Below are 22,895 nucleotides of genomic sequence, written 5' to 3'. Positions count from 1 at the left end.
GAATCCGGGGTTAACCGAGGGCGGTCGGCGGGGAACGCGACGGCCGGCGCCCGGGCGCCCACTCTTATGACAACGGCATTGACGTGTGCGGGCGCCGCCGGTTTCATGGCTCGCACTTCCCGCCCGCGTCACCCCCTCCGACCGGTGCGGGAGTTCCCCCACACGCGCACCCCACGACCAAGGCGGTGATCCGTTGGCATCGACGGTGAAGGACACGGGCGGCAGCCCGAGAGCGGACGCACGAGCCTCCCACGTCGCGATGCGACAGTCGCTCGGCCTGCTGGACGGAGCGGCGATCGCCGCCTCCAGCACGGCCGCCACCAGCAGCATCGGGATCGGCCTGGGCCTGATGGCCGGGGTGGTCGGCCTGCACCTGCCGGCGATCATGCTGCTGGCCTTCCTGCCGGTGCTCGCCATCGCCGGCGGCTACGGGCGGCTGAACGCCGTCGATCCGGACGCGGGCAGCAGCTACCGCTGGGTCGGCCGCACCCTCAGCCCCTGGCTGGGCTTCCTGACCGGGTGGGTGAACACCGTGGGGACCGTGGTCTTCATGGCGTACACCACGACCGTCACCGGCTCCTCGGTCATCCAACTGCTCGACCAGGCCCACCTGCGCAGCGTCGCCGGGCTGCGGCTCGACGCCGACTCGACCGTCCAGTGCACCCTGCTCGGCCTGGTGGTGCTGGTGGTCGCCGCGCTGGTCGCGGTGCGCGGGCTGGACCTGGCGGCCCGGCTGCAGAAGGCACTGCTGGTCTTCGAGTACGCCGTGCTGCTCGGCTTCTGCGGCTACGGGCTGTTCGCCGGGGACCAGCCGTTCTCGCTCCAGTGGTACAACCCCTTCGACATCCCCTCCTTCGGCGCGGTCGCGCAGGGCATGGTGCTCGCGGTCTTCTGCTACTGGGGCTTCGAGTCGGTGTTCAGCGTCGGCGAGGAGGTCCGCGACCCGCGCGACGCCTCCCGGGGCGGCCTGATCGCCCTGGTGGTGATGCTGCTGCTCTTCCTGCTCGCCGGCACCGCGTTCCAACGGGTGCTGCCGTTGGACGAGTTGGCCGACAACGGCGCCCACGGGCTGACCTACTTCGGTACCAAGCTCGCCCAACAGCCGCTGGCCGCACTGCCGTTGATCGCGCTGATGTTCTCCGCGGTGGCCTCGCTGCAGTCCTCGGTGATCCCGACCGCCCGCGGGATGTACGCGATGGGACGCGACCGGGTGCTCGGCCCGGTCTGGACCCGGCTGCACCCCCGCCACGCCACCCCCGCCGTCGGCACCCTGCTGATCACCGGCATCGCCGTCCTGCTGGCACTCTGCTCGGTCGCCATCCCGACCGTCAACGACCTCATCTCGGCCGCCGTCAACGCCATCGGCATCGTCGTCGCGCTCTACTACGCGCTGACCGCCGTCGCCGCCGCCGTCCGGTTCCGCGGCCTGCTGCGCACCGCCCCGCTGGAGGGGCTGCGCGCGGTGGTCGGACCGCTGCTGGGCGCGGCGGCGCTGCTCGCCGTCGGCGGCTACCTCGCCTGGACCTTCTACGACTCCACGGACCACTTCGAACTCGCCGCCGACAACGGGTGGTTCGAGCTGTCCGTGGTGATCCTGATGATCGTCAGCGGGCTGCCGGCGGCGGCCTGGGCCCGCTGGCGGCGGCGCTCGCCGTACTTCCTGGGGGAGACCTCCGGGTAGGGCCCGTACGGCGCATGATGCGTGAAGCACGAAGCACGACCAAGCACGACCACCCGAGAACGGAGCACCACCCATGACCGAGGCCGATCTGGTCTTCACCCACGGCCCCGTCCACACCGGCGACGCCGCCCGCACCCGGGCGAGCGCCCTGGCCGTGACCGGCGAACGGATCACCGCCGTCGGGCACGACGAGGTCCGGGAGCTGATCGGGCCGAGGACCGAGGTCGTCGACCTCACCGGCAAGCTGCTGCTGCCCGGCTTCCAGGACGCCCACATCCACGCGGTGGGCGGCGGCGCGGAGCTGGCGTCCTGCGACCTCACCGGCACCGTCGGCGTCGCCGACTACCTGGCGCGCGTCCGGGCGTACGCCGAGGCGAACCCGGAGCAGGAGTGGATCACCGGCAGCGGCTGGTCGATGGAGAGCTTCGAGGGCGGCCTGCCCACCCGGCAACTGCTCGACTCCGTCGTCCCCGACCGCCCGGTCTACCTCACCAACCGCGACCACCACGGCGCCTGGGCCAACACCCGGGCGCTGGAACTCGCCGGCCTCACCGCCGACACCCCCGACCCGGCCGACGGCCGGATCGAGCGGGAGGCCGACGGCACCCCCGGCGGCACCCTCCAGGAGGGCGCCACCGCCCTGGTCGCCCGACTGATCCCGCCCTCGACCGCCGCCGACCGGCTGGACGGGCTGCTGCGCGCCCAGCGCCTGCTGCACTCGCTCGGCATCACCGGCTGGCAGGACGCCCTGCTCGGCGAGTTCAACGGCATGCCCGACCCCTCCGACGCCTACCTGGCCGCCGCCCGCTCCGGCGCGCTGACCGCCCGGGTGACCGGCGCGCTCTGGTGGCAGCGCGACCGGGGCGCCGAGCAGATCCCCGAACTCGTCCGGCGTCGCGCCGAGTTGAGCCATGGCCGGTTCCGGGCCGGATCGGTGAAGATCATGCAGGACGGCATCGCGGAGAACTTCACCGCCGCGATGACCAGCCCCTACCTGGACGGCTGCGGCTGCGCCACCGCCAACACCGGCCTCAGCTTCGTCGACCCGGCGGCGCTGCGCGGGTACGTCACCGAACTGGACGCGCTCGACTTCCAGGTGCACTTCCACGCGCTCGGCGACCGGGCCGTGCGCGAGGCGCTGGACGCCGTCGAGGCCGCCCGCACCGCCAACGGCCGGCGCGACACCCGCCACCACCTCGCCCACCTCCAGGTGGTCCACCCGGACGACCTCCCGCGCTTCGCCCGGCTCGGCGCCGTCGCCAACATCCAGCCGCTCTGGGCCGCCCACGAGCCGCAGATGGACGAGCTCACCATCCCCTTCCTCGGGCCGGAGCGGGCCGCCTGGCAGTACCCGTTCGGTGCCCTCCAGCGGGCCGGCGCCACCCTGGCGGCGGGCAGCGACTGGCCGGTGAGCAGCCCGGACCCGCTGGCGGGGCTGCACGTGGCGGTCAACCGGATGGAGCCGGAGGCCACCGACGGACGGGTCTTCCTGCCCGAACAGCGGCTCGACCTGTTCTCCGCGATCGCCGCCTACACGGCCGGCAGCGCCCACCTGAACGGCCACGACGACGCCGGGGTGCTGGCGGCCGGGAACCTGGCCGACCTCGTCGTGCTCGACCGCGACATCCTCACCGGGCCGCCGGAGGAGATCGCCCACGCCCGGGTGCTGCGGACGTACGTCGGCGGGGAGCTGGTGCACGCGGCGCAGTGAGCCGGCCCGGGGCCGGAACGGCCGCCGGTGGTGAGCCCGGGGGGCCCACCACCGGCGGCCGGCCGCGTTCCGGCGCGCAGCGGCGCGTCCCCGTCCTCGTCCTCAGCCGCCCTCGTCCTCAGTCGCCCGCCGCCCGCAGCCGGGCCTCGGCGGCCTCCAGCAGGAGGTCCAGGGCGTACGGGTACCCGCTGCGGCGCATGTCGCTGGTGAGCAGGTGGGCGGTGGCCGCGATGTGCGGGTGGTCGGCGGCGTCGAGCCGGGCGTAGGAGCCCTGCCAGACGTGGAGGTCGGCGTTCTGGGCGGCGGCCGGGAGGGCGAGCGTGGCGGCGTCCAGGGCGGCGAAGCCGAGGCTCTGGTCGACGAAGGCGTGGTAGATCCGGACGGCCTCGGGGTCGGGGAAGCCCGCCGTGCGCAGGACGCCGAGGATCGCCTCGACGGCGGCGATCTCGTGGGTGCGGCCGGTGGTGCGGTGGGCGGCGAGGATGGCGGCCTGCGGGTGGGCCTGGTAGCTGGCGTGGATGCGCAGGCCGATGGCGCGCAGGTCGGCGCGCCAGTCGCCGGTGGGCCGCCAGCCGAGCTGGGCGCGGCCGATCAGTTCGTCGGCGATGGCGAGCAGCAGGTCGTCGGTGCTGTGGAAGTAGCGGTAGACCGCGCTCGGGTCGGCGCCGAGGGCCGCGCCGAGCCGGCGCACCGTGAGCGCCTCGGCGCCGTGCCCGCCGATCAGCCGGATCGCCGTGTCGACGATCAGCTCGGCGGACAGCACCACGCCCTGCTTGGTGGGGCGGCGCCGGCGCCGCTGCGGTTCGGGCACTACGCGGTCGGTCATCCACCGAGGTTATGCCAACACCGTTGACATAGGCCAGAGGGCGGGTGGCGTGGGCCGGAGGGCGGGCACCTTCCGCCCCCGGCCGGCGGTCGGGCTCAGCCCTCGTCGTGGTCCGGGGCCCAGGCGGTGCCGTTGTGGAAGTAGTTCGGCGCGCCGTGCCTGCCCACGGTCCGGAACGGCTGCTGGTCGCCGAGGCCCACCCGCGTGGTGCCGCTGCGGCCGTCCTTGCCGGTCCACACCAGTTCGAGGAACCAGCTGACGTCCTGGGACCGGGTGGAGGCGTCCACGTCGATCACCTGCGGGTCGTTGGCCGAGATCCGGTACGGGAAGTCCTTCGCGGTGGCGGTCTTCCGTTCGCCCTCCTTGCCCGGGACGGGGACGGGGCGCGGCGTGGCCGCGTCGAGGTCCACCGCGAAGGCCGCCGGTTCGAGCCCGCCGCCGCAGCCGGACCCGGGCGTGTAGGCGTTCCACTTGGGTGCGGGCCGGGTGCTGACCACCTGCACGTACATGGCGTTCAGCACGACGGTGTCCGAGTCGGCGCCCAGGGCGGTCAGCTCGATGCGCAGGTGCCCGGCGGGCACCATGCGCTGGGAGGCCGCCCAGCTGTCGATCCGGCCGGAGGACGACGGGGGCGGGGTCACCTGGGCGGGGGAGCGGGCGGAGAGGAACCACTGGTTGCAGAGACTGCCCCAGTTGTTGTTGAGGACACTGACGTGGAACGGCGGGGGGAGCTCCTCGGGGACCGCCGAGGCGGCCGCGGCCGCGGTGTCCGCGGCGGCGGGGTCCGAGGGGGCGGCCGGCGCCGGGGCGTCGGTGGGCGCGCTGCCGGCCGCCGCACCGGCGGCGACGGACGGTGCGACAGCAGAGGAGACGGCCGAGGGGGTGGAGGTGCGCGGGGTGCCGCCGGCTTCGCGCAGGACGAGGCCGGAGACCACGGCGGCCAGCACGGCCACGGCGGTCGCGCTCAGCAGCACCCGGGTGCGGGTGCGGCGGCGCGGCCCGGCGGGCGGGGCCGAGGGGGTCGCGCTCGTCACCTCGGCTTCCTCCTCCGGTAGGGCGGCTGACGGCCGGTCGGGCCCGGCGGCCGGCCGGTGCTCCGGCTCCTGGCCGGGCTCCTGACCGGGCTTCGGTCCGGGCGTCGGATCGGGTTCCTGGCCGGGCGTCGGATCAGGCCCGGGTTCCGGCTGGGCCTCCGGCCGCGGTGCGGGTGCCGGTCCGGTGCCGGCCGGGGCGCCCGCGGCGGAGGACTCCCGGCGGCGGGCCGCGTCGGCCAGGATCCAGCGGCGGTGCAACTCGACCAGTTCCTCGGCGCCGGCCCCGCAGACCCGGGCCAGCCGTTCCACCGGCGCGTACTCGGTCGGTACGGCGGCGCCGTTGCAGTAGCGGTGCAGGGTGGAGGTGCTGACGTGCAGCCGAGTGGCCAGGGCCCCGTAGCTGCGGCCCGAACGCTCCTTGAGTTCGCGCAGCATCGCCGCGAACTCCTCGGTCTCCACACTCATCTGCTGCCCTTCCCCCACCCCGGGTCGGTCCGGGATGCCGTCGATCCGCGGATCACCGTACCGGGAGCGGGGGGAGCGCAACGCAGCAGGTCAGCTCCGGCCGGCCGTCTCGGTGGAGGAGGCCGCGTCGGCGACGTCGTCCCGGTACAGGCCGACCTTGGGCTGCTTGCCGACCTTCGCGCCGGCGCCGAGCGGGAAGGTCCGGGTGTCGGAGTTGGGCATCTGGTCGTCGGCCAGGACGTTCAGCTGGTCCACGTCGGCCACGCCGCCGCTGCCGGGGTTGAGGTCCACCACCGCGTAGGTGCTCTTGCCGGGGGCCAGCGCGTGGGCCGGCGGGCCGCCCAGCCCGCCCGGAACCAGCGGAGTGAGGTCGTCGCCGTGGTTGGGGGCCTTCGAGCTCCCGAGGTTGACGAGCGGGTAGTAGCTCAGACCGCAGTAGGTGCCGCCCTGGTTGTGCACCTCGATCACCCGCTGGTCGGGCGACCCGGTCCTGGTGGTCACCTTGACCGTCAGCTTGTCGGCCTTGCAGGAGTGGGTGTAGGCGTAGGCCTCATCGCCACCGGCCGCGGCCGCGCCGCCCGTGGCGGGGACCACGGGGGTCTTGGGGCGGGCCGTGCCGGCTCCGGCGGGAGCCGCCGGGGCGGGAGCAGCGGCCGTCGGCTGGGCGGCGGGGGCCGCCGGAGCCGGGGCCCCGGGAGCGGGGGCGGCGGTGCCGGGCGCGGCGGCCGAGGCGGACTGGGCGGGCTTCGCCGCGTCGCCGCCGTCGGGCCCACAGGCGGTCAGGGTGAGGGCGGCGCCCAGGGCGAGGGCGGCCGGGACGAACAGGGCACGGCGAGCGGACATGGAGGTTCCCCCGTAACGGATCGCGGACGGAGCCGCGGATGAAGGAGTGGACGGGGCGGCGGGCCATCGGCACCGGCCGCTGGGCAGAACTCTGGTCCGCCGTCCGCCCGGTCCGCCAGGCTTCCCGGCCAGGCCGGGACACTGGAACGGTTCCACCCCCTCCGACCTGCGGTTTCGTGCCCGCCTGGAACGGACTACCGGAACGTTCCGCGGGCCCTTCGCGGGGGCCGGCGCGGGAACGGAACCCCTGGGGACCGGGTGAACCGTGTGAACCGGGGGAACTGCTGTGTCATCAGATGTCATCAGCCGGAACTGATGGGAGACAGAGATGATTCTGGTCGTGTTCAGGTCGCGCTTCTCGGAGCAGGTCGACGGCGACTACCGGACGACGGACGACCACCTCGCCGAGAAGGCGCGGGCGGTCTACGGCGACGACCTCGTCCGGGTCAAGAGCTACGAGGCCGAGGACGGCGAACGCCTGACCCTGGTGTGGTGGCGCAACCCGGAGACGCTGGCGCAGTGGCGCGCCGACCTGGAGCACCGGAACGCCCAGCAGCAGGGGCGGGACAAGTGGTACTCGTTCTACGAGTTGAGCGTCACCGACGTGCTCCGGACCAGCTCGACCCTGGAGCCGGAGGCGTACCCGGCGCGCTGACCCCGGCGCGAACGCCCGGCGCGACCGCCCGGCGCACGCCCCGGGGCCGCCGTCGGATCTTCCCGGCCCCGGGCGCGCGGGCGCACCTCGGTACGATCCCTGTATGGGTGGTGCGCGGGATGAGGCCTGGGACGCGGAGGCGGCGGAGCGGGCGGTGGCGGTGCTGAAGGCGGTGGCGGACCCGTCGCGCTACCGGCTGCTGTGGGCGTTGAGCGGCCGGGAGCTGCCGGTGAGCGAGCTGGCCGAGCTGCTGGGGGCGCACGTGGCGGCGACCTCGCAGCACCTGGCGAAGCTGCGGGCGGCCGGACTGGTGGTGGCCCGGCGGGAGGGCACGCGGATCTTCTACCGGGCCACCGAGGTGCGCGGGCTGCTCACCGAGGCCGCGCTGATCGCCCAGGACCTGCCCGACCGTCGCGACGGCGGCGACGACGGAGCCGCTCCGGCCGGTGCGACCGCCCCGCAGCCCTTCGCCCGCGCGGCCCGCGCGGTGCGCCGCCGCCCGGCGACCGGGTAACCGGCGGTCCGGTCCGGCGCCCCGGCGGCCCAGCCGGTCCGGCTCCCCAGCCGCGGGTCCGGCTCCCCGGTCGCCAACCGGCCCGGCTCCCCGGGGGCGCCGGCCCGGATCAGCCCGTGCCCGCCGGGATCTCGCCGTCGCGGATGGCCTGGGCGTGGCGGAACATCGCGTCGGTCTCGGTGGCCAGCACGCCGCCGAGGAGCAGCCGCGGGGAGTAGAAGGACCTGGCGGCGTCGGCGACGGCGGTCGCGGAGAGGTCGATCTGATCCAGACCGGTGCGGCGCAGCCCTTCGATCGAGGTCCCCCACACGACCCGTCGGATCCCGGCCCACGCGCAGGCGCTCATGCACATCGGGCAGGGCTCCGCGGTCGTGTACAGGGTCGTGGCGCCCCAGTCGGGGTCGTCCGCCCGCTGCGCGTGGTCCTCGATGGCGACCATCTCCCCGTGGTACGTCGGGTTCTCCGCGGCGGCGGCGACCCCGCGGGCCACCACCACCCCGGCCCGGACGATCACCGCTCCGAAGGGGTAGCGCTCCAGCTTGCGGCCCTCGACGATCGCCTGGGCCATGAAGTACTCGTGGCCGCGCCGCTGCTCCCGCTCCTGCGGCTGTGACCGGGGCCGCGGCTCCGGTCGCGCGACCGGAACGGCGTGCGCGGCGTACGGAACGGCCCCGGCCGCGGCGGCGGTTCCGAGGAAGGAGCGCCTGTCCAACATCCCTGTGTTCTCCGTCCGGTCGACGTGCCGGCACGACGGGTGCGCCGGCCCCGACGGCATTCTGCGCGGGCGGGGGCACGGGGCGCCGGGGTTCGCCGGTACTGCCGGCCGAGCGCCACCCGGCGCCGCTACTGCAGCCGGTACTCCTGCCGGTCGGCGTCGTACGCGAAGAGCCCCGCGTAGCGGCCCCAGTCGGTGGCGGTCTCCAGTTGCCGGTCGGTCTGCTCGACGGTGTAGTGGCGGCCGAGCAGGTCGCGCAGGAAGCCGGTGCGGACGGTGGCGCCGGGCCGGCCGCCGAGGCTGTTGGCGATCAGCTTGACCAGCGGGACCTCCAGGGCCGCGGCGGCGAACACCGCGCGGGAGTCCTGGGCGTCGGCCCCGGCGTAGGCGGCGCCGGTCTCGGTGAGCAGCAGGTCGTCGCCGTGGACCTCGGCGAGCCCGAGCAGGTCGAGGGCGTCGACCTGGGGGAGCAGGTCGTCGATGTCCAGGCCGAGTTCGTCGGCGAGCCCGGCCAGGTCGCAGCTCCCGCCGCGGTGGGCGACCGTCTCGGCGAGACCGGAGAGGCCGTCGACGCTCGCGGGGGGCAGCGGGGTGCTGGCGACGGTGCGCCGATCGGGGTCGGGGTCGTGGCCGGTGCGGCCGGCCGGTCGGGTGTCCATGGGCCGGCCGGTCATGATCCGGTACACCCGGTCCACCAGTTCGTCGAAGGCCGCCGATTCGCGGTCCCGCGGCCGCTCCAGGGCGACCTCGACGGTCTCCCTGATGGTTCCGTACGGGCGGGCGCCGAGGACCACGACGCGGTCGGCCATCAGCACCGCCTCCTCGATGTTGTGGGTGACCAGGACGACGGCCCGGGTGGGGAACTGGCCGGAGTCCCACAGCTCCATCAGCTCGCCGCGCAGGTTCTCGGCGGTGAGCACGTCGAGGGCGGAGAACGGCTCGTCCATCATCAGCACGTCCGGTTCGACGACCAGCGCCCGGGCGAATCCGACCCGCTGGCGCATCCCGCCGGAGAGCTCCTTGGGGTAGGCGGACGCGAAGCCGGTCAGGCCGATCAGGTCGATGGCCTGGGCGGCGGCCCGGGCACGCTCCCGGGGCGGCACCCCGCGGGCCTCCAGGCCGAGCTCGACGTTCTGCCGGACGGTCAGCCAGGGCAGCAGCGCGAAGGTCTGGAAGACCAGCGCGGTGCCGGGGTTGGCGCCGGTGAGCGGGGTGCCGCGGTAGCGGACGGTGCCGGAGCTGGGCGGGACCAGCCCGGCCAGGCAGCGCAGCAGGGTGGACTTGCCGGAGCCCGAGCGCCCGAGCACGGCGACGATCTCGCCGGCCCGCACGGTGAGGTCGATGCCGGAGAGCACCGGCAGTTCGCCGGCCGCCCCGGCGTAGGCCTTGGTCAGGCCGGCGGCCTCCAGCAGCACCTCCTGGTCCCCCCCGTCCCCTTCGGGAACCGGAGCGGGGCCAGGAGCGGGAACGGGAGCGGTGGCGGCGGTGGTGGCGCGGGGGCGGAACGGGAAGCGCATCGGCGGACTCCGGACTACAGCGAGTAGCGGCGCTCGGCCAGCCGGTACAGCCGGCGCCAGAGCAGACGGTTGAGGACGACGACGTACAGGCTCATCACCGCGACTCCGGCGAGCAGGCGCGGGTGGTCACCGTGCTCGGCGGCCCGGGCGATGTACGCGCCGAGGCCGGTCGCGGTCAGCGTGGTGGAGCCGAAGGTGACCACCTCGGCGACGATGGACGCGTTCCAGGCGCCGCCCGAGGCGGTGATGCCGCCGGTGACGTACGCCGGGAAGACCGCCGGGATGATCAGCCGCCGCCAGCGCTGCCAGCCGCGCACGCCGAGGTCGTCCATCGCCTCGCGCAGGTCCGTGGGCACGGCCATGGCACCGGCGATGGCGTTGAACAGGATGTACCACTGGGAGCCGAGGGCCATCAGCAGGATGCCGCCGAGGTCGATCGACACCCCGGTGCGCAGCAGCAGCCAGACCACTAGGGGGAAGAGGAAGTTGGCCGGGAAGCCGGCCAGCACCTGGACGACGGGCTGGGCGATCCTGGTCAGCCGGGGCGAGAAGCCGATCTTCACACCGATCGGCACCCAGACCACGGTGGCCACCGCGACCAGCACGAGCACCCGGGCGAGGGTGGCCAGGCCCAGCAGCAGCGGCTCGCCGAAGACGCCGAGGCCGGTGCGGTCGGCGAGGTAGCGGCCCAGGTCGAGGACGCCCCACAGCACGATGCCGCCCGCGACCAGGGCGAAGGCCACGTCCCCGGCCCGCCGTCGGCCGGGGCGGGCCGCCGGCGGGCGGGCGGCGGTGCCGAAGACCCGCCCGGCCCGGTTCAGCACCCGTCCGGCCGGGCGCAGCGCCCCGCCGAGCGCGGCGGGCAGCCGGGAGCGGCGCAGCAGGTCCAGTACGACCGAGCGCTGCACCTCGGTGGCCTCGGACTGCTCGTTCTTGAAGCGCTCGGCCCAGGCGGTGAGCGGCCGCCAGAACAGGAAGTTGACGCCGATCACCAGTACCACCATGGTGGCGATCGCCCAGCCGACCCGGCCGAGGTCCCCGGCGGCGATGGCCGCGCCCGCGTACGAGCCGACCCCGGGCAGCGCGTACCGTCGGCCGTCCACGGTGATCGCCTCGGAGGCGACCAGGAAGAACCAGCCGCCACCGAAGCCGAGCATGCCGTTCCAGACCAGGCCGATCATCCCCGAGGGCAGCTCGACCTTCCAGAACCGCGTCCACCGGCTGAAACCGAACGAGCGGGACAGCTCGTCGAGTTCGCGTGGCATCGAGACCAGCGCCTGGTAGAAGGCGAAGGTCATGTTCCAGGCCTGGGAGGTGAAGATGGCGAACACGGCGGCGCACTCGAGGCCGAGCACCGAGCCGGGGAAGAGCGCGAGGAAGCCGGCGACCGCGACGCTCAGGAAGGCGAGCACCGGCACCGACTGGAGGATGTCCAGCGCCGGGATCAGCACCCGCTCCAGCCGGCGGCTGCGGGCGGCGGCGTAGGCGTAGCAGAAGGTGAAGACGACCGAGACGGCGAGCGCGGCGAACATCCGCAGCAGCGAGCGCACCGCGTCGTACGGCAGCCGGGCCGGGTCGGTGTCGACGGCCGCGTCCCGGACGGCGGAGAACCGGACGGAGCCGCCCTGGCCGAGTCGCAGCACCAGGTAGAGCAGCACCAGGACGGCGGCCGCGACGACCAGGTCCACCCACACCCGCCCGCCGAGGAGGCTCGCCGTCCGGACGGGCAACAGGCCCGCGGACCGGCCGCCGGGCAGCGGCCTCAGGGAGCGGCCGCCCGGCATTGGGCTCCGGGAGCGGCCCGGGGCGGGCTTCAGCAGGGTCATGGCGGTACCTCCGGCGCAAACCCGGGCAGTCTGCTCCCTCGGTACGTCCGTATGCAAACCCGTCCCGCATGCCGTACCGCATGACGTACCGCCCGGGGCCCGTCCGGCTAGGGCCTGTCCGACGACTGCCGCCGCCCGCTGCCGGCCAGCAGCAGGGCGAGCAGCAGCCCGGCGACCGAGGCGCCGACGAGCGCGCCGGACAGGAACAGCCGCAGCGGGTGGGGCGCGAGGCCGACGGCGAGGCCCTCGGTGGTGATCAGCAACAGGACGCCGCACAGCGCGGTGCCTCTGCCGGTCCGGGGGAACAGGACGGTTCGGGTCATCGCGGGGCCCTCCTTCGATGGGTGTCGTGTCCCTCTGCGGGGCGGCCGGGCGGTCAGGCCGTCCTGGCCAGCCGGGGGTCGTACTTGTAGCCGATCTGCCGGACGGTGGCGATCGCCTCCCGGTGCCCGGGGCCGAGCTTGCGCCGGATCCGGGCGATGTGGGTGGCGACGGTGCGGGAGTCGCCGGTGTCGGTGCGGCCCCAGACGTTCTCCATCAGCTGGCGCCGGGAGTGCACCCGCAGCGGGTTGCCGACCAGGTGGGCGAGCAGCTCGAACTCCAGGTACGGCATGGTGACCTGGCGGCCCTCGACGGTGACGGTGCGCTGCTCGGTGTCCACCACCAGGCCGGGCGCGGGGAAGGGGCGCGGGGCCGGGCGCCGGTTCGGGGCGGGTGCGGGGTGGTCCGAGAAGAGGGCGTCGATCCTGGGGTAGCGCAGGGCCATGGTGGTCGGACTCCTTCGGGGTCGGGGCGAGCGGGGCGGATGTCGGGGGGCGACCGTCGGGGCGGCGGACGGGGAGGTGGTGGTGCCGGTCCGCCGGCCCGGCCCGCGGCTCAGTGGTCGAGCGCGGTCTGGACGATCTTGACGACGACCATCGCCATCGCGAGCAGCAGGTAGGCGCGCAGCGCGCCCATGCCGACCTTGCGGGCGGTGGACATCACCGGCTTGCCGAGGGTCTCCAGCGGGGGCATCCGCCAGTTCTCCCGGCCGGTGCGGTCATGGGGGTACCCCCGGCCGGAGGCTGGGAGAGGGTCCTCCTTGGTGCCGCGGCGCCCGGCGGTGAAGGAGTACCCGGCGACGAGGACTCCGGCGACGCCGCAGCCCGCCATGATCCACAGGATGGCCTCGGAGCTGATGTCCGGCCAGACCACGGCGGCGGTGAGGATCAGCGAGAGCATCACCAGGACGCCGACCACCGCCGCGGTGAAGGCGTTGGTCTTGGGACCGTTCACCCATGGGCCGAGGACGGCCTTGTCGTTGCAGAGCAGGAGGAGGAAGACGGTGGCGGAGGGCAGCAGGACGCCGGCGAGGACCTGGACGAACTGGGTCATCAGGCCCTGGGTGTAGTCGGTGGAGAGCAGCGTGATCGCCGCCGCCGCGACGACCAGGCCCGCGTAGATCCCGTAGAAGCCCTTGGCGCCCTTCACCCCGCGGTGCAGCGAGTGCTTGATGCCGAAGACGTCGCCGATCGCGTACGCGGTGGACAGGGAGACCGCGAAGGCGCCGATGATCGAGGCGTCCAGCAGCGCGACGGCGAACAGCACGCCGGCCAGGTGCCCGGCCTTGTCCTCGATGCCCCGGGCGACGGCGGCCGCGTCGGAGAACTGGCCGAAGCCGTCGGTGCCCGCGAAGGCGGCGGCGGTGAGGCCCATCATGGCGGCGGCGCCGACGATGACGATCACGATGCCGATCCAGAGGTCGGCCTTCTCGTACTTCATGAAGCGGGGGGTGATCCGCTTGTCGATGACGTAGGACTGCTGGAAGAACAGCTGCCACGGGGCGACGGTGGTGCCGACGATGGAGACGATGACCAGCATCACGGCGGCGAGTTCGCCGGTGCCGCCGGGCATGCTGGGCACGACGAAGTCGTGGGCCATCTGCGAGGTCCTGGGGTGGATCATGAAGTAGATCGGGACCAGCAGCAGCGAGCCTATGCACAGGGTGACGGCGACCCGCTCGAAGCGCTGGAAGGAGCCGGTGAAGGCCGAGGCGATGATGATCCCGGCCGCCAGCACCACCGAGGCGACCTTCGGCAGGCCCAGGTACCCGGCCGCGAGCGTCACCCCGATGAACTCGGTGACCAGCGTCAGGGCGTTCAGCAGGAACAGGTCGATGACGCTGAACGCGCCCCAGAACCTGCCGAAGCGCTCCAGGATCAGTCGGGCGTGGCCGACGCCGGTGACGGCGCCCAGGCGCAGCACCATCTCCTGGTTGACGTAGAGCACCGGGACGAGCATCAGCAGCGTCCACAGCAGCTTGGTGCCGTAGTTCTGCCCGGCCTGGCCGTAGGTGGAGAAGGCGCCGGCGTCGTTGTCGCCGACCATCACGATCAGGCCGGGGCCGACGATCGCGAGCAGGGTCTTCAGCCGGGCCGACAGGCCGTGGCGCGGGGTGTCGTCGTCGAGCCTGATGGTGCCGAGCGCACCCTTGATGTCGCCGATGTGCGCGTCGTCGAGGACGGCCGAACGCGGCTCGGGGGCAGTGGAGTTGAGAGTGGCGTGGGTGGTCATGACGTTTCCTCCCTGGGCCCCGGGCAGGCGGGGCGGGTCGGAGGCAGGCGGCAGCGCTCCCTGCAGGCGGGCACGGCGCATCGACACGCGGCGGCGCGGCCCGTACGCGGGCGTGCGGGCACGGCTCGGCCGCGTGTGGAAACGACGTGTCGTCGTGGCTGACGGGTCCCCGTGATTGACGGATCGTCAGGACGTCGTGCAGGGAAAGGTGTTACCGCATGCCGGAGGTGTACGAGGGCAAGCGGGGGTAGGGGCAACTGTGGCCCGGACTACTGCAATCCATGTCTCTCGCCTCCTCCCGGCCGGCGCACCCCGTGGTGCGTGTCATCGACGCGGCAAGGAGTTCACCGGCCCGCGGAACGCGACCGCCGGTTCACCCCAACTCGTCCGAGCTTAGCCCTGCTCGGAGGCAATACTTGCGCACTTGGTTAAATCTTTACCTTCAGGCCGCCTTCGTCACGGTCACCTTCAGGTGCTTCATGATCGGCTGGTCGCCCTGGGTGCTGTAGTCGCCGATCGCGCACATCCCGTTCAACTCCGGCATGTACCCGGCCGCGCGGGACGTCGTACGGGACGGCCAGGTAGCCGTGCACCGAGCGGTCACGCCGTCGGCAGGCTGCCGAGCACGGCGGCCACCTCCGTGCGCCGGGCGACCTCCAGCAGCGCGCGGGCCATCACCGAGCCGGGCTCCCGGGCGGCGATCACCAGCCCGATCGGCGCGCTGTGCGCCGGCTCCGCGAGCGGGACGGCCCGCATCCCGTGCGGCACGCCGAACACGTGCAGCCACGCGTACGGCACCACGCTCGCCCAGTGCCCGGTGCGGACGTGGGCGAAGAGCGAGGCCACCGAGTCGGTCTCGACCCGCGGCGTCGGCTCCAGCCCGAGGCCGGCGAACACCTCGTCCAGCACCCGGCGGCCCTGCATGCCCGGGTGCAGCAGGCACAGCGGCAGCCGGGCGGCCTGCGCCCACGTCACCCGCGGGTGCTGGGCCAACTCGTCGGCCGCGCCGGTCAGCAGGACGTACCGCTCCTCGTACAGCGGGAGTGCGCGCAGGTCCTCGTGGCCCGGCCCGGGCAGGTAGGTGACGCCCGCGTCGATCTCGAAGTTCCGTACCAGGCGCAGGAGTTCATCGGAGCGCAGATCGGTGGACAGCTCCACGGCGGCCAGCGGGTGGGCGGTGCAGAACGGCCCGGTGAGCAGCGACACGGCGCCCGAGGCGGTCGGCACCGAGCCGATCCGCAGCCGTCCGCTCAGACCGGTGCGCAGCGCGTCCACCTCGTCCCGCAGGGCGTCCCGGTCGGCCAGGATGCGCTGCGCCCGCAGCACGATCCGCTCGCCCTCGGGGGTCAGGCCCTCGTAGGCGCGGCCGCGCCGCACCAGCAGCACCCCGAGTTCGTCCTCCAGCTTGCGCAGCGCCTCGGACAGGGCCGGCTGGGAGACGTGGCAGGCCTGGGCGGCGCGCGCGAAGTGGCGCTCCCGGGAGAGCGCCACGAGGTACTCGAGCTGGCGGAACAGCATCGCCTACTCGATCCCGGGGACGGCGGTGGCGGGGGCGGCGGTGCCGGTGGCGGCGGTCGTGGGGCCGTCGGTCGTGGGGCCGTCGGTGTCGATGCGGTCGGTGCGGGTGTAGACGTTCATCGAATCGCCGCGCAGGAAGCCGACCAGGGTCAGCCCGCTCTCCTCGGCGAGGTCCACGGCCAGCGAGGACGGCGCGGAGACCGCCGCGAGCACCGGGATGCCCGCCATCACGGCCTTCTGCACCAGCTCGAAGGAGGCCCGGCCGCTGACCATCAGCACCGTGCCGCGGGCCGGCAGCAGGCCCTCGCGCAGGGCGTGGCCGACCACCTTGTCCACCGCGTTGTGCCGGCCCACGTCCTCGCGCAGGCAGAGCAGCCGCCCGTCGGCGTCGAACAGCCCGGCCGCGTGCAGACCGCCGGTGCTGTCGAAGACCTTCTGGGCGGCGCGCAGCCGGTCGGGCAGCGCGGAGAGCAGTGCGGGGGTCACCCGCAGCCCGTCCTCGGCGACGCTCCACGGCGCGGTGGTGCGCACCGCGTCCAGGCTGGCCTTGCCGCACAGGCCGCAGGAGGAGGTGGTGTAGAAGTTGCGCTCCAGCGAGGCGTCGGGGGCGGGCACGCCGGGGGCGAGCAGGACGTCCACCACGTTGTAGGTGTTGCCGCCGTCGGCGGTGGCGCCGGCGCAGTAGCGGATGCCGGCCACCTGCTCGGCGGCGTGCACCACGCCCTCGCTGACCAGGAAGCCGGCCGCCAGGTCGAAGTCGCTGCCGGGGGTGCGCATGGTCACCGTCAGCGCACGCCCGCCGACCCGGATCTCCATCGGCTCCTCGGCCGCCAGGGTGTCGGGACGGTACGAGGGCGTGCCCTGGCGCAGGCGCAGCACTCTGCGGGGTACGGTCACTCGGCCCATGCTCGTCGGCTCCTCGGTGCTCTCCGTCAGGTCTGTACGGATGAATCCTCCCTCCTGGCGGCGGTGCGCGGATCGGGTGGGTCCGGCAGGTGGCGGCGGCTGTGCGCCGCGGTGACCGCCAGGCAGAGCAGACCGACGGCCGCCATGCCCGCCAGCAGCGCCGGGTAGGAGGCGTGGCCGGCGGTGCCGGCGAGCAGCAGCGGGGTGAGGAAGCCGCTGGAGGTGGTGCTCTGGTAGAGCGAGGCGGAGGTCGGCCCGGAGGCGGGCGGGGTCAGCCGCTCCACCTCGTGCAGCCCCGCGCCGAGCGTCAGCCCGTACCCGGTGCCGAGGACGACGGCGGCGGCCACCACCAGGCCCACCGAGTCCCGGGCGGCGGCGAGCGCGCCGAGCAGCAGTCCGGCGATCACGGTGGCCATCGCGGTGAGGGTGGCCCGGGCGCTGTCCGCGTCGTCCAGCCGGGCGGCGAAGGGCTGGGCGACCACGCCCGTGGCCAGGGTCAGCGCCGCGACCAGACCGCTGAACAGCGGCGCGTAGCCGGGCACCCGGTCGGCGACCAGCGGCGGCAGCACCACGTACGCCACGGTGGCGGCGCCGAGCACGGCCGGGCTGGCGGGCAGGACGACGTAGCGGAACCGGGGGTGGCGGACGGCGGCCGTGCGGGGCGGCGGCGTGCCGTGCGCCGGTCCGGTGCCGTCGCTTTTGCCGGGTCCCGCGCCGGGTCGCGCGCCGCGTCCGTCGCCGTTGCCGCAGCCGCGGCCGCGGGCGGTCTCCGGGAGCCCGCGGGTGGCCCGCAGCACCAGCAGGCAGCCCAGCGTCTGGGCGAGGGCGGGCAGCACCGTCGGGGCGGGCAGCCACTCGGCGATCACCCCGGAGGCCAGCGCACCCGCCGCGAAGCCCGTACCGGTGGCGTACATCGCCCGGCGGGCGCTCCGCTCGGGCGGGACGCCGGGCCCGGACAGCTCGCGCAGCCAGGCCGTCCCGGCGAGGAACACCAGCCCGGCCGCGAAGCCGGTGGCCAGCCGGGCGGCGTACACCGACGGCTCGTCCGACAGGGCCAGGACCACGCTGGCGGCGGCGGACAGGCCCAGCGCACCGCGCACCGTCCGCCGCCGTCCGTACCGCTCCGCGGCCGGTCCGGCCAGCAGCAGACCGGGCACCAGGCCGAGCAGGTAGACCGAGAACATCGCGGCCAGCGAGAGCGCCGACCAGTCGGTGCGCGCCCGGTACACGGAGGCCAGCGCGGTGAACTGATTGGCGCCCCAGGCGGCGACGGCGACGGCGGCGGCCGCCGGGAGCCAATCGCCGGTGGGGTGCGGCACGGGCATTTCATCGGTACCGCCCATGCGCTGTTCTGCCCCGTTCCCGACTTTCCGGCCATTCCTGGATTTCCGCAGGTCCAGTGTGTGGTCCGTCGTTCCGGAGCGTCAAAGAGGCAGTTCCTGTGAGCCGATAGGCGACACCTATCGGCTGAATTCCCGAACGCCCTTCCACGAATACCCCGGAAGTGCGATCGGGAATTCCGTGATTCCGCCCGGGCTACGCCGTGTCGCCCACCGACAGCACCACCGCGCTGTCCGCGCCGGCCGGAGTCTCGTAGTGCACCGTCTCCCCGGCGTGGCGGCCCAGCAGTGCCTTCCCGAGCGGGCTGTCGAAGGTGACCAGGGTGAGGTCCCGTTCCTCCGCCAACTCCGAGATCTCGACGGTCTCCTCCGTGCCGTCGCCGAACCGCACGGTCACCGTCGACCCCACCCCGACCACGTGCGTGGACGGCTCCCCGGCCACCTCGGCCTCCCGCAGCCGCGTCTCCAGCTCGGTGATCCGCCGGTCCAGGCGGGTCACCTCCGACGCCCGCTGCAACTCGTCCGCCGCGTCCGCCCGGTCCCCCGTCGGCTCCACCCCGCGTAGCGTCGCCGCCACCTTCCCCCGGTCCGCCCGCAGCTGCGCCAACTCCTCCCGCACCGCACGCAGACCCTCGGCACTGATCGGTTCCGGCCCACCGCTCATCCCAAGCTCCCGGGGCTGCTCGTCAACGCTCGAACACCGGCCGCCTTCCATTACCCCACCGCACGGCGACCGGGGCAACTTCCGGGCGGATCGACCACCTTCGGCCCCTCACCGAGCGTCACCCGCAGTCCCGCAGTCCCGAGGCCGCGCGGGTCACCGGGCGGGCGAGTGCGCCGGGACGACCGGTTCGAGGAAGTCGCTGGGCGCCCCGTGCCAGGAGACGAAGAGGGCTTCCCGTGCGCGCGTGCACGCCACGAAGAGCAGGCTCAGTTCGCTGTCCAGGTCCTCGCGGTGCTGCAGCGGGTCCGTGTCCTGCGGGGTGACCGCGCTGGGCATGGGCAGCATCCCGTCGCTCACGCCCGCCACGGCGACGCAGCGGAACTCCAGTCCCTTCATCCGGTGCATGGTCCCGACCCGGACACCGGGGGAGGGCGCGCCGCCGAGCAGGTGGGCCGGCGTCCCGCTCCGTTCCAGGGCCCGGGCGATGTCGCGGCCGAGTCGGGCGGTGCGCACGGCGACTCCGATGTCCGCCGGGCTCACGCCCGAGGCGGTCCACTCCTCGACGCGCGCGACCAGGGCCCGGATCTCCTCGGCCTGGTCGGGGTGGCCGAACACCTCGGGGTGCGCGCCGTGCAGGGTCGAGTGGTAGCCGGCCAGCGAGTCCTCCCCGCCGTCCATGTCGTCCGGGCGTTCGCCGGTGAGCAGGGACGCGGACCAGCTGAGGATCTCCTGCGTCGTCCGGTAGTTGATCCGCAGTCGGAAGGAACGGCCGACCACCTGGATGCCGAGCGAGCGCAGCGAGACCTTGTTCCCGTAGATCCGCTGGTGCGGATCGCCGGCGAGGAACAGGTCGTCCGGCCCGACGGCCACGAGGGCGCGCAGGAAACGCCACTGGACGGGGTGCAGGTCCTGCGCCTCGTCGATCACCACGTGCCGGAACGGGCGGGCGTCCCGTTCGTCGAGGGCCCGCGCGGCCTGCGCGCAGACCTGGAGGAACGTCAACTCCCCGGCCTGGCGCAGCTCCTCCTCGAACGCGGCCACCACCCGCCACAGCCGGGTCCGCTCCGCGGCCCCGAGGGCCTTGCCGCGTCCGGAGCGCGGTGCCCGCAGGTACTGCTCGTGGCTCTCGATCGCCTGGGCCAGGACGACCTGTCGCCACTCCTGGTCGAGGAACACGTCGGTGAACCCGGCGCCGAGCCGACGGGCGACCCGTCCCCAGCGGGCGAGGACCGCGTGCTGCTGGAAGAGGACCTTCGCCGGGGCGCCGCGGGGGGAACGCCGCAGGACCTCCTCGGCCAGCGCGTCGACGGTGACCACCCGGACCTTCGCCAGGATCCGCTCGTTCGTGACGAGCAGTGCGAGGCAGCGCTCCAGCTCCGCGGCGAGGTCCTCGGAGAAGGTGGTCAGCAGAATCGATCCGTCAGGCGCGTCCTGCGGCAACCGGCGTGCCAGGTGGTACGCCCGGTGCAGGGCCACCACCGTCTTCCCGGTCCCGGGGCCACCCGTCACCCGGGCCGGCCCGCTGTACGACTCCCGGTAGGCGACCCGGTACTGGGCCGGGTGCAGGAAGATCCGCCAGGCGTCGAAGGGGCGTTCCAGGATCTCCAGCAGTTCCTCGGGCCCGGACACCAGGGCGACCCGGCCGCGCGCGCGGGCCATGGCCGAGACCAGACCGCCGGCGGGCTGTTCGACGCTCGTGGGGGCGGCCGCCCGGGCGTACGCCTGGACGATCTCACGGTCGATCTCGGCCGGCTCCATCCCGCTCGCGAGGCCGATCAGGACGTCGAACTGCTGCTCCGGCAGCACGCGGTGGAGCGCCTCCAGGTGGGCCTCGTCGGGGAGCAGCCGGATGATCGGCAGGATCTCCTCGTCGACGCCCAGGCTGCGCAGGACCTTGTCGGAGCGGTCGGCGAAGAGCCTCCGGGGCTCGTCGGCGGCCAGCACCCTCAGCGACCGGGAGGCCCGTTCCAGCGCGACGTCGTTGCGGATCTCGACGCCCTGGGTGGCGGCGTTGACCGAGGCCCGGTGCTTGGTGGCCCAGTCGTTGGCCTTGTCGTGCGGAAGGACCTTCAGCAGGAGGTAGCCGTCGCCCCGGTCGGCCTTGAGGACGACCCCGCGCCAGAAGTCGGTGATCCGGATGGTCCGGATCCGGGGGTCCCGCTGGTTGGTGAGCTTCTCCAGGTGCACGCCGCTGTGGGTGGCCGCGGTGAACTTCTCGAAGGTCTCGAAGACCCGCCGCTGCACCGGCTTCTCCAGCGCCGCGAACTCCATCAGGAAGTCCCGGTGCATGCCCAGCGTCGCCACCCCGGCCCCCCTCGCGCTCCCGGCCCGTCCGCGCGGCCGGGCAGTGCGCCTCACTGTACTGGCCCCGGTGATCACTCGCGGCGGGCCGCCCGGTGGGGGCCCCTGCGGGGTGGCGGTGATCACCTTCGGGGGTGGAGGCGGGGCGAAAACGCAGGTCGGGGGCGTGGGCGGGGAGGGCCGGGCGGGGACCGGCGGTCGGGGCGCGGGCGGGCGAAGCTACCATGTGGGCAACACCCTCAGCTCGAAAGATGGACTTGTGACTGTCAACGACGACGTGTTCACGGACTGGAAGAACCGCGAGGAGATCGCGGAGTCGATGATCCCGATCATCGGGCGCCTGCACCGGGAGCGGGACGTCACCGTCCTGCTCCACAGCCGGTCCCTGGTGAACAAGTCGGTGGTCAGCATCCTCAAGACGCACCGCTTCGCCCGGCAGATAGCCGGCGAGGAGCTCTCGGTCACCGAGACGATGCCGTTCCTGGAGGCCCTGACCGCCCTGGACCTCGGCCCCTCGCAGATCGACCTCGGGATGCTCGCCTCGACCTACAAGGCGGACGACCGGGGCCTGTCGGTGGCGGAGTTCACCGCCCAGGCCGTCGTCGGCGCCACCGGCGAGAACAAGCTGGCGTGCCGGTCCGGGCAGGACGTCGTGCTGTACGGGTTCGGCCGGATCGGCCGTCTGGTCGCCCGGCTGCTGGTCGAGAAGGCCTCGGCCAACGGCCTGCGGCTGAAGGCCATCGTCGTGCGCAACAGCGGCGGCGACGACCTGGTCAAGCGCGCCTCGCTGCTGCGCCGTGACTCCATCCACGGCCAGTTCCAGGGCACGATCACCGTCGACGAGGCGAACAACAAGATCATCGCCAACGGCAACGAGATCACGGTGATCTACTCCGACGACCCGACCAAGGTCGACTACACGGAGTACGGGATCAAGGACGCGATCCTGATCGACAACACCGGCCGCTGGCGCGACCGCGAGGGTCTGTCGAAGCACCTGCGCCCCGGCATCGCCAAGGTCGTGCTGACCGCCCCGGGCAAGGGCGACGTCCCGAACATCGTGCACGGCGTGAACCACGACACGATCAAGCCGGACGAGCAGATCCTGTCCTGCGCCTCCTGCACCACCAACGCCATCGTCCCGCCGCTGAAGGCGATGGAGGACGAGTACGGCGTGGTCCGCGGCCACGTGGAGACCGTCCACTCGTTCACCAACGACCAGAACCTGCTGGACAACTACCACAAGGCCGACCGCCGTGGCCGCTCGGCGCCGCTGAACATGGTGATCACCGAGACCGGTGCCGCCTCGGCCGTCGCCAAGGCCCTGCCGGACCTCGAGGCGAAGATCACCGGCAGCTCGATCCGCGTCCCGGTGCCGGACGTCTCCATCGCGATCCTCAACCTCCAGCTGAAGCGGGAGACCAACCGCGAGGACGTCCTGGAGTACCTGCGGAACGTCTCGCTGACCTCCCCGCTGAAGCGCCAGATCGACTTCACCGACTCGCCCGACGCCGTCTCCAGCGACTTCATCGGCTCGCGCCACGCCTCCATCGTGGACGCCGGCGCGACCAAGGTCGAGGGCGACAACGCGATCCTCTACCTGTGGTACGACAACGAGTTCGGCTACTCGTGCCAGGTGATCCGGGTCGTCCAGTACATCTCGGGCGTCGAGTACCCGACCTTCCCGGTTCCGGCGGTCTGATCCACCGGTAGGGCAGGACGGCACGGCAGTGCGGTGGGGGGGGGGGGGGGGGGGGGACCCCCCCCCCCCCGGGGGGGGGGGGGGGGGGGGGGGGTGGGGGGGGGGGGGGCCCCCCCGCGCCCCC

The 22,895-nt window shown here is 73.8% G+C and carries 19 protein-coding genes; 5 read left to right on the top strand and 14 right to left on the bottom strand.

The window, feature by feature from the left end; genetic code table 11:
• Window positions 1-259 precede the first annotated feature (259 nt).
• Window positions 260-1,681, top strand: a complete 1,422-nt coding sequence (locus ACGF0D_RS25315; protein WP_392919900.1) for an APC family permease — start codon at window positions 260-262, stop codon at window positions 1,679-1,681.
• Window positions 1,682-1,754: 73 nt separating this feature from the next.
• Window positions 1,755-3,392, top strand: coding sequence for an amidohydrolase (locus tag ACGF0D_RS25310; protein WP_392919897.1), 1,638 nt, complete (start codon window positions 1,755-1,757; stop codon window positions 3,390-3,392).
• A 118-nt stretch (window positions 3,393-3,510) separates the two neighbouring features.
• On the opposite strand, the gene ACGF0D_RS25305 is transcribed toward ACGF0D_RS25310, so the two are convergent.
• From ACGF0D_RS25305 to ACGF0D_RS25295, 3 genes are all read right to left on the bottom strand, one after another.
• A complete protein-coding gene (locus ACGF0D_RS25305) occupies window positions 3,511-4,218 on the bottom strand; it encodes a TetR/AcrR family transcriptional regulator (RefSeq protein WP_392872601.1) in 708 nt (235 codons plus the stop codon).
• 95 nt (window positions 4,219-4,313) lie between these two features.
• Window positions 4,314-5,717: a helix-turn-helix domain-containing protein gene (locus tag ACGF0D_RS25300; protein ID WP_392919894.1), complete on the bottom strand. Its 1,404-nt coding sequence runs from the start codon at window positions 5,715-5,717 to the stop codon at window positions 4,314-4,316.
• 90 nt (window positions 5,718-5,807) lie between these two features.
• Window positions 5,808-6,560, bottom strand: coding sequence for a hypothetical protein (locus tag ACGF0D_RS25295; RefSeq protein ID WP_392919891.1), 753 nt, complete (start codon window positions 6,558-6,560; stop codon window positions 5,808-5,810).
• A 328-nt stretch (window positions 6,561-6,888) separates the two neighbouring features.
• Here ACGF0D_RS25295 and ACGF0D_RS25290 point away from each other — a divergent pair, with 328 nt between their 5' ends.
• Window positions 6,889-7,215 carry an antibiotic biosynthesis monooxygenase family protein gene (locus tag ACGF0D_RS25290; protein ID WP_392919888.1) on the top strand — a complete coding sequence of 109 codons (327 nt, stop codon included), beginning with the start codon at window positions 6,889-6,891 and terminating at the stop codon, window positions 7,213-7,215.
• A gap of 103 nt (window positions 7,216-7,318) precedes the next feature.
• Window positions 7,319-7,729: an ArsR/SmtB family transcription factor gene (locus tag ACGF0D_RS25285; protein ID WP_392919885.1), complete on the top strand. Its 411-nt coding sequence runs from the start codon at window positions 7,319-7,321 to the stop codon at window positions 7,727-7,729.
• Window positions 7,730-7,838: 109 nt separating this feature from the next.
• Here the strand turns inward: ACGF0D_RS25285 and ACGF0D_RS25280 are convergent, their stop codons facing one another.
• The 11 genes from ACGF0D_RS25280 to ACGF0D_RS25230 all read right to left on the bottom strand — a co-directional run bounded on the left by ACGF0D_RS25280 (window position 7,839) and on the right by ACGF0D_RS25230 (window position 21,057).
• The gene (locus tag ACGF0D_RS25280; RefSeq protein ID WP_392919883.1) at window positions 7,839-8,444 is read right to left on the bottom strand and encodes a deaminase; all 606 of its coding nucleotides are present in this window, start codon (window positions 8,442-8,444) and stop codon (window positions 7,839-7,841) included.
• Window positions 8,445-8,572: 128 nt separating this feature from the next.
• Window positions 8,573-9,961 carry a nitrate/sulfonate/bicarbonate ABC transporter ATP-binding protein gene (locus tag ACGF0D_RS25275; RefSeq protein WP_392919880.1) on the bottom strand — a complete coding sequence of 463 codons (1,389 nt, stop codon included), beginning with the start codon at window positions 9,959-9,961 and terminating at the stop codon, window positions 8,573-8,575.
• Between the two features lie 14 nt (window positions 9,962-9,975).
• On the bottom strand, window positions 9,976-11,787 hold the full coding sequence (locus ACGF0D_RS25270; protein ID WP_392872582.1) for an ABC transporter permease: 1,812 nt from the start codon (window positions 11,785-11,787) through the stop codon (window positions 9,976-9,978).
• A gap of 107 nt (window positions 11,788-11,894) precedes the next feature.
• Window positions 11,895-12,110 (bottom strand): hypothetical protein, encoded by a 216-nt coding sequence (locus ACGF0D_RS25265; protein WP_392872579.1) that lies wholly within the window; start codon window positions 12,108-12,110, stop codon window positions 11,895-11,897.
• A 53-nt stretch (window positions 12,111-12,163) separates the two neighbouring features.
• Complete coding sequence (locus tag ACGF0D_RS25260; RefSeq protein WP_392872577.1) at window positions 12,164-12,553, bottom strand: winged helix-turn-helix domain-containing protein; 390 nt, start codon at window positions 12,551-12,553, stop codon at window positions 12,164-12,166.
• 110 nt (window positions 12,554-12,663) lie between these two features.
• Window positions 12,664-14,340 carry an NRAMP family divalent metal transporter gene (locus ACGF0D_RS25255; protein ID WP_392919877.1) on the bottom strand — a complete coding sequence of 559 codons (1,677 nt, stop codon included), beginning with the start codon at window positions 14,338-14,340 and terminating at the stop codon, window positions 12,664-12,666.
• A gap of 600 nt (window positions 14,341-14,940) precedes the next feature.
• Window positions 14,941-15,858, bottom strand: a complete 918-nt coding sequence (locus tag ACGF0D_RS25250; protein ID WP_392919874.1) for a LysR family transcriptional regulator — start codon at window positions 15,856-15,858, stop codon at window positions 14,941-14,943.
• A gap of 3 nt (window positions 15,859-15,861) precedes the next feature.
• Entirely contained in the window at window positions 15,862-16,764 is a 903-nt protein-coding gene (gene fdhD, locus ACGF0D_RS25245) for a formate dehydrogenase accessory sulfurtransferase FdhD (protein ID WP_392919871.1), read from the bottom strand.
• A 26-nt stretch (window positions 16,765-16,790) separates the two neighbouring features.
• Window positions 16,791-18,083 carry an MFS transporter gene (locus tag ACGF0D_RS25240; RefSeq protein WP_392919868.1) on the bottom strand — a complete coding sequence of 431 codons (1,293 nt, stop codon included), beginning with the start codon at window positions 18,081-18,083 and terminating at the stop codon, window positions 16,791-16,793.
• Between the two features lie 217 nt (window positions 18,084-18,300).
• Window positions 18,301-18,768 (bottom strand): GreA/GreB family elongation factor, encoded by a 468-nt coding sequence (locus tag ACGF0D_RS25235; protein ID WP_392919865.1) that lies wholly within the window; start codon window positions 18,766-18,768, stop codon window positions 18,301-18,303.
• 153 nt (window positions 18,769-18,921) lie between these two features.
• The gene (locus tag ACGF0D_RS25230) at window positions 18,922-21,057 is read right to left on the bottom strand and encodes a UvrD-helicase domain-containing protein (RefSeq protein WP_392919925.1); all 2,136 of its coding nucleotides are present in this window, start codon (window positions 21,055-21,057) and stop codon (window positions 18,922-18,924) included.
• Window positions 21,058-21,328: 271 nt separating this feature from the next.
• Here ACGF0D_RS25230 and ACGF0D_RS25225 point away from each other — a divergent pair, with 271 nt between their 5' ends.
• A complete protein-coding gene (locus ACGF0D_RS25225; RefSeq protein ID WP_392872549.1) occupies window positions 21,329-22,771 on the top strand; it encodes a glyceraldehyde-3-phosphate dehydrogenase in 1,443 nt (480 codons plus the stop codon).
• Window positions 22,772-22,895: the final 124 nt, after the last annotated feature.

Origin of the sequence: Kitasatospora sp. NPDC048298 (assembly GCF_043201465.1) — a bacterium.
Taxonomy (GTDB): Bacteria; Actinomycetota; Actinomycetes; order Streptomycetales; family Streptomycetaceae; genus Kitasatospora.
The sequence above is the reverse complement of the archived record's forward strand: the minus strand, read 5'-3'. Positions and strand labels throughout refer to the sequence as shown.